At 74.2% G+C, this 5,234-nt stretch carries 5 protein-coding genes; 2 read left to right on the forward strand and 3 right to left on the reverse strand.

All coding sequences use genetic code 11. From position 1 onward, the window contains the following. Positions 1 to 13: 13 nt before the first annotated feature. Entirely contained in the window at positions 14 to 1,204 is a 1,191-nt protein-coding gene (gene nadA / locus ACFWFR_RS17090) for a quinolinate synthase NadA (RefSeq protein WP_377623805.1), read from the reverse strand. Between the two features lie 183 nt (positions 1,205 to 1,387). Here nadA and ACFWFR_RS17095 point away from each other — a divergent pair, with 183 nt between their 5' ends. Both ACFWFR_RS17095 and ACFWFR_RS17100 read left to right on the forward strand, forming a co-directional pair. After that, complete coding sequence (locus ACFWFR_RS17095; RefSeq protein WP_377623798.1) at positions 1,388 to 2,632, forward strand: glycerate kinase; 1,245 nt, start codon at positions 1,388 to 1,390, stop codon at positions 2,630 to 2,632. A gap of 201 nt (positions 2,633 to 2,833) precedes the next feature. Continuing rightward, positions 2,834 to 3,184 (forward strand): iron-sulfur cluster assembly accessory protein, encoded by a 351-nt coding sequence (locus ACFWFR_RS17100; RefSeq protein WP_056651260.1) that lies wholly within the window; start codon positions 2,834 to 2,836, stop codon positions 3,182 to 3,184. A 96-nt stretch (positions 3,185 to 3,280) separates the two neighbouring features. Here ACFWFR_RS17100 and ACFWFR_RS17105 read toward each other — a convergent pair whose 3' ends face one another. Continuing rightward, entirely contained in the window at positions 3,281 to 3,562 is a 282-nt protein-coding gene (locus ACFWFR_RS17105; protein WP_377623800.1) for a sulfurtransferase TusA family protein, read from the reverse strand. Further along, positions 3,559 to 4,800, reverse strand: a complete 1,242-nt coding sequence (locus tag ACFWFR_RS17110; RefSeq protein WP_377623802.1) for a cysteine desulfurase family protein — start codon at positions 4,798 to 4,800, stop codon at positions 3,559 to 3,561. The genes ACFWFR_RS17105 and ACFWFR_RS17110 overlap by 4 nt, the downstream gene beginning before the upstream one ends. Positions 4,801 to 5,234 lie beyond the last annotated feature (434 nt).

The following is a 5,234-nucleotide window of genomic DNA, read 5'->3' on the forward strand; positions in this document are numbered from 1 at the left end:
CCCGACGGGGGTCCTACAGCCCGGGCAGGGCGAGCATCTGGTCGAGCGCCACGCGAGCCCAGTGGGCGTCGTCGGCGTCGACCACGATGCGGTTGACGGTGCGGCCCGCGACGAGCGACTCCATGGCCCACACGAGGTGGGGCAGGTCGATGCGGTTCATGGTCGAGCAGAAGCAGACCGTCGAGTCGAGGTAGTGCACCTGCTTGTCCGGGTGTGCACGGGCGACGCGACGCACCAGGTTGAGCTCGGTGCCGATCGCCCAGGACGAGCCAGGCTCGGCGGCGTCGAGCATCTTGATGATGTACTCGGTCGACCCGACGTAGTCCGCGGCCGCGACGACCTCGTTCTTGCACTCGGGGTGGACCAGGACGTTGACGCCCGGCACCGCGGCGCGGATGTCGGAGACGTTGCGCTCGGAGAAGCGGCCGTGCACCGAGCAGTGCCCGCGCCACAGGATCATGCGCGCGTCGCGCAGCTCGGCGTCGGTCAGGCCGCCGTTGGGCTTGCGCGGGTCGAACACCACGCAGTCCGCGGGGGACATCCCGAGCTTGAGCAGCGCGGTGTTGCGGCCGAGGTGCTGGTCGGGCATGAACAGCACCTTGCCCGTGCCGTCGACCCCGCCCACCTGGTCGAACGCCCAGCGCAGCGCGACCTCCGCGTTGGAGGACGTGCAGATGGTCCCGCCGTGCCGTCCCGTGAAGGCCTTGATGGCGGCGGTCGAGTTCATGTACGTGACGGGGAGCGTGACGTCGGCGATCCCGGCGTCCTGCAGGACCTCCCACGCGTCCTCGACCTGGTTGATCGCGGCCATGTCGGCCATCGAGCAGCCCGCCGCGAGGTCCGGCAGGACGACCTGCTGCGCGTCGGAGGTGAGGATGTCGGCGCTCTCCGCCATGAAGTGCACACCGCAGAAGAGGATGAACTCGGCCTCGGGGCGGGCAGCGGCCTCACGGGCCAGCTTGAACGAGTCACCCGTGACGTCGGCGAAGTCGATGACCTCGTCGCGCTGGTAGTGGTGGCCGAGCACGAACGCGCGCTCACCGAGCGCGGCACGAGCCGCGCGGGCACGTTCGACGAGGTCGGGGTCGCTCGCGGCCGGCAGCTCGCCGGTGCACTCGACGCCGCGCTCGGAGGCCAGGTCCCGGCCTTGCCCGAGCAGCAGGAGGGGGGACGGGGCGGGTTCCGCAAAGGTGTTGTCCAGCAGGATGCTCACGGGAACATCGTCGCACAGCGAGGCCGGGACGAGGGGGTTCGTCCGCCTCCTCCGAGCGGCCCGACGGCGCCGCGCGCGCCCCGTGGGCAGGTCCGTCTCGCGGGGTGGTCGCCCCGCGCACGAGCCGGTGCGACCCGTGCCACCGACCGCACGCGGACCTGGCACAATCGCGCCATGCGCCTTCTCCTCGCCGTCGCGGAACCGCTCGTCCTGACCGACGGCACGCTCTCCGCGAGCGAGGTGCGCGACCTGGTCGCCGCGGCCTGGGAGGAGTCGTCGGGGGCCCGGGTCGACGCGTGCGTCCTCGACCCGGGGGCGGACGGCTTCCTGCGCGCCCTGGCCGACCTGGCCACGGAGGAGGTCGTGACGGTCGCCCGCGACACCCGAGGTCGGGACGTGCCCGCGACCTTCCGCCTCGGACCGAGCGCTCCGGGGGGCGCGCGCACCGCGTACGTCGAGGCCGCGGCGCTCCGTGCGACGACCTCCTCTGCGGAGGACCCGACTGCCTCGGCATGCCCGGACCGGGGTGACCTGGGCGCGCGGACGAGCTACGGCGTCGGGCAGGTCGTCGCGCAGGCCGCGCGGCTCGCTTCACGTGTCGTGGTCGCGACCGGTGGCCTGGGTGCGTACGACGCGGGCGCCGGCCTGGTCGCGGCGCTCGCGGGACGGGACGACGGGCCCCTGACCCGGGGAGGAGCGGCGCTCGGCGAGGTGGGCCCGGCCGACGCGGCCCAGGTGCTCGTAGCGCGCGAGCACCTCGCGGGGACCGAGCTCGTCGGGGCCGTGGACTCCGACCTGCCCCTCCTGGGCCTGCACGGGACGAACGGTGCGCTCGCGGACGCGGACCCTGCCCTGGCCGTGCTCACCCAGGAGCTCGAGCGCGCGCACGGGCACTGGGCGCACGAGGTCTCCCGAGCGCTCGCGCAGGCGTCGGCAGGTGCGGCGCCGCGCTCGCTGCTCGCAGGCCCGACGGCGCCCGCCGCCCGGGCCGCGGCCGGCGCTGCGCAGGCCGTCCGCGAGACGAGCCGGGCCCTCACGACGCTGCCCGGGGCAGGGGCCGGTGGTGGCCTGGGGTTCGGCCTCGCGACTCTCGGGGCACGGCTGCTGCCCGGCACCGCGGTCGTCGCGGACGTGGTGGGTCTCGACTCCCGGATCGTCGCAGCCGATCTGGCGGTCGTGGTCGTCGACTCGCTCGACGCCTCGGCCGTGCACGAGGGCGCCCTGCCGGAGGTCGCGCGCCGGGCCGCCGCGCTCGGCCTCCCCGTCGTCGTCCTGGCCCGGGAGGTCCTCGCCGGGCGACGCGAACAGGCGGCAGCGGGGATCAGCGGAGCCTACGAGCTGGGTCGGGACGAGCCGTCGGCGAGGGCCCGCGTCGGTCGCGTGGCCCGCACGTGGAGCGGCCGCGCGCCGAGCGCCTGAGGCCCGCTGCCCGTGGACCGTCGTGAGCCTCACGACGAGCCGCGGGCACTACCGTCGTAGACTCGGGAACAGAACCACGGCCCGTCGTGTTGACGGGTATGCGACAAGCCTGAGGACCGATCGGCCTGCCCGGGAGCGGGAGCCGCAGGCCGAGGGCACACCACGGGGCGAGAGCCCACCGAAGACTGTGCGGAGAACACGATGAGCGAGACCACCGAGACCGCCACCCACGGCGTCCTGCTGACGGACTTCGCGGCCGGCAAGATCCGCAGCCTCCTCGAGCAGGAGGGCCGCGACGACCTGCGTCTGCGCGTCGCCGTCCAGCCCGGCGGCTGCTCGGGCCTGATCTACCAGCTCTACTTCGACGAGCGTGTCCTGGACGGCGACGTCCTCAAGGACTACGACGGTGTCGAGGTCGTCGTCGACAAGATGAGCGTCCCCTACCTGGACGGCGCGACCATCGACTTCGCCGACACGATCGAGAAGCAGGGCTTCACGATCGACAACCCCAACGCGGGCAGCGCCTGCGCTTGCGGCGGTTCGTTCGGCTGATCCGCAGCGCCCGGCCCTGCGGCCTCGCAGCGGTCGAGCCACGACGGCCCGGTCACCTCACGGTGGCCGGGCCGTCGGCGTCTTGGGACCTCCTGCTCACCCGCCCAGCCGGACCGTGACCGCCCAGGTCGTGCCGCCGTCGGGCGGGGGGCTCTCGTCCTCGCCGGTCTCGACCACGGTGTTCTCCAGCACGACGTGCCCGCGCATGCGTGCCCACGCGGGCACGTCGTGGCGCGCCGCGGGGTCGGTCGACCAGACGGTCAGCACGTCGCCCGGTGACCGGTCGCGTGCGACCGCGGCGAGCCGGATGACGGGCAGCGGGCAGCGCAGGCCGCGTGCGTCGACGACCTCGGGGCTCTGCAGCGTCTCGTGGCTCACAGCCCGCTCACCCCGAGCGAGGCGCGCACGCGGGCCACAGCGCCCGGCAGGACCGCGAGGAAGCGGTCGACGTCGTCCTCGGTCGTGCTCCGGTCGAGCGCGATGCGCACGTTGCCGTGCGTGAGGACGCCCATGGCGGCCAGGACGTGGCTGGGCTCGAGCGAGCTCGACGTGCACGCCGAGCCCGAGCCGACCGCGAAGCCCGCACGGTCGAGCTCGCTCACGAGGGCCTCGCCGTCCACGAACAGGAACGAGAACGTCACGACGTGGGGGAGCCGGTCGTCGGGGTCGCCCACGACCTCGACGTCGGGGACCCGCCCGACGACGGCCCGCACCTTCTCGACGAGCGCGCGCCGCCGCGCGTCCTGGGCCGCGCGGTCGGCCTGGACGGACTGGAGGGCCACGGCTGCGGCGAAGGCCGCGGGGACGCTCACGCCGCCCGGGAACCAGGGGTCGGCGTCCTCGGGCCAGGTGCGGCGGAAGCGGACGCGGTTGCGGACCGCGAGCACGCCGACGCCCGCGGGGCCGCCCCAGTCGCCGGGGTCCGCGGCGAGCAGGTCCCAGGTGCCGGGCACCTCCGCGTGCCCGACGACGGCGCCCGCGTCCACGAGCAGCGGGACCCCCGCGCGGCGGGCGGCCTCGTGGACGGCTCCGACCGGCTGGACCGTCCCGACCTCGCCGTTGGCGGCCTGGAGCGCGGCGAGGGCGACCCCGGGCGACGAGACGGCCTCGATCATCGCGGTCTCGTCGACCCGTCCGAACCGGTCGACCGGGACGGTCACGAGAGGGGGCGACGCCGTCTCGGGGGCGTCGGCGGTCGCCGAGGAAGCGGTCGCCGCGGGAGCCTGTGCGGTGGCTCGCTCGGGGGAGCGGCCCGCCGAGGACGTGGCCAGCTCGGCCGCGTGCAGGACGGCCGCGCGCTCGACCGCCGAGACGACGATCCCCGGCCCGACGCGTCGACGACCCAGGGCGACCGCGCCGACGGCCGCGTGCAGCGACGAGGTGTGCGAGGGGGAGAGGTGGACCTCCTCGGTGCGGGCTCCCAGGCCAGCGGCGATCGCCTCGCGGGCGCCGTCGAGGAGCACGGCCGCGCGCCGCGCCTCGGCGTGGAGGCGGCGAGGGTCCGCCCACCCGTCGTCGAGCGCCTGGTCGAACGCGGTGCGGGCGAGGGGGTGCAGGAGCGCCCTGCCCCCGTTGTCGAGGTAGACCCGGCGCGGGGGAGTGGTGGTATCCGTCACATGTGCTCCTGGGTGGGGTGGAAGACGGTGCGGAGTGGTCCGCGGGCCTGCCGATCGGCGGACTTTCATTGGAGATGCGCCGAATGTGCCGAGGCGGCTTCTCACAGTCTGCACGGTAGCGTGAGGCTCGGGCGAAGCGACGATCTGACAGAACGGTCAGAGGTGTGCCGAACCCCGTGTTTTCGGGGAAAGTTGGCGGATTCGTCACGTTCGCAGGGCGCGTTGACGGCGCGCGGGAGGGCATTCAAGCGCTAGGCTCTGTGGGTCGAGGACGAAGGTTCTGCGGGGACCTCGTGGAGAGATCGAGCCCCCCTGTCGGACGTTGAAGTGAAAGGCCCCCCTTGCACTCGCAATCCCCTAGCCGCACACGGCGAACCATCCTGCGAGCGACGGCTTCCGCCGTCGCGATCGCAGCGGTGGCGTCCGGTTGTGCC

Source organism: Oerskovia sp. NPDC060287 (genome assembly GCF_042726775.1).
In the GTDB taxonomy this organism is placed as follows: Bacteria; Actinomycetota; Actinomycetes; order Actinomycetales; family Cellulomonadaceae; genus Oerskovia; species Oerskovia merdavium.

Excerpts from the sequence above, each read along its gene's own strand:
- ACFWFR_RS17095 (WP_377623798.1), top strand. The coding sequence starts at position 1,388 with ATGCGCCTTCTCCTCGCCGTCGCGGAACCGCTCGTCCTGACCGACGGC.
- ACFWFR_RS17100 (WP_056651260.1), top strand. The coding sequence starts at position 2,834 with ATGAGCGAGACCACCGAGACCGCCACCCACGGCGTCCTGCTGACGGAC.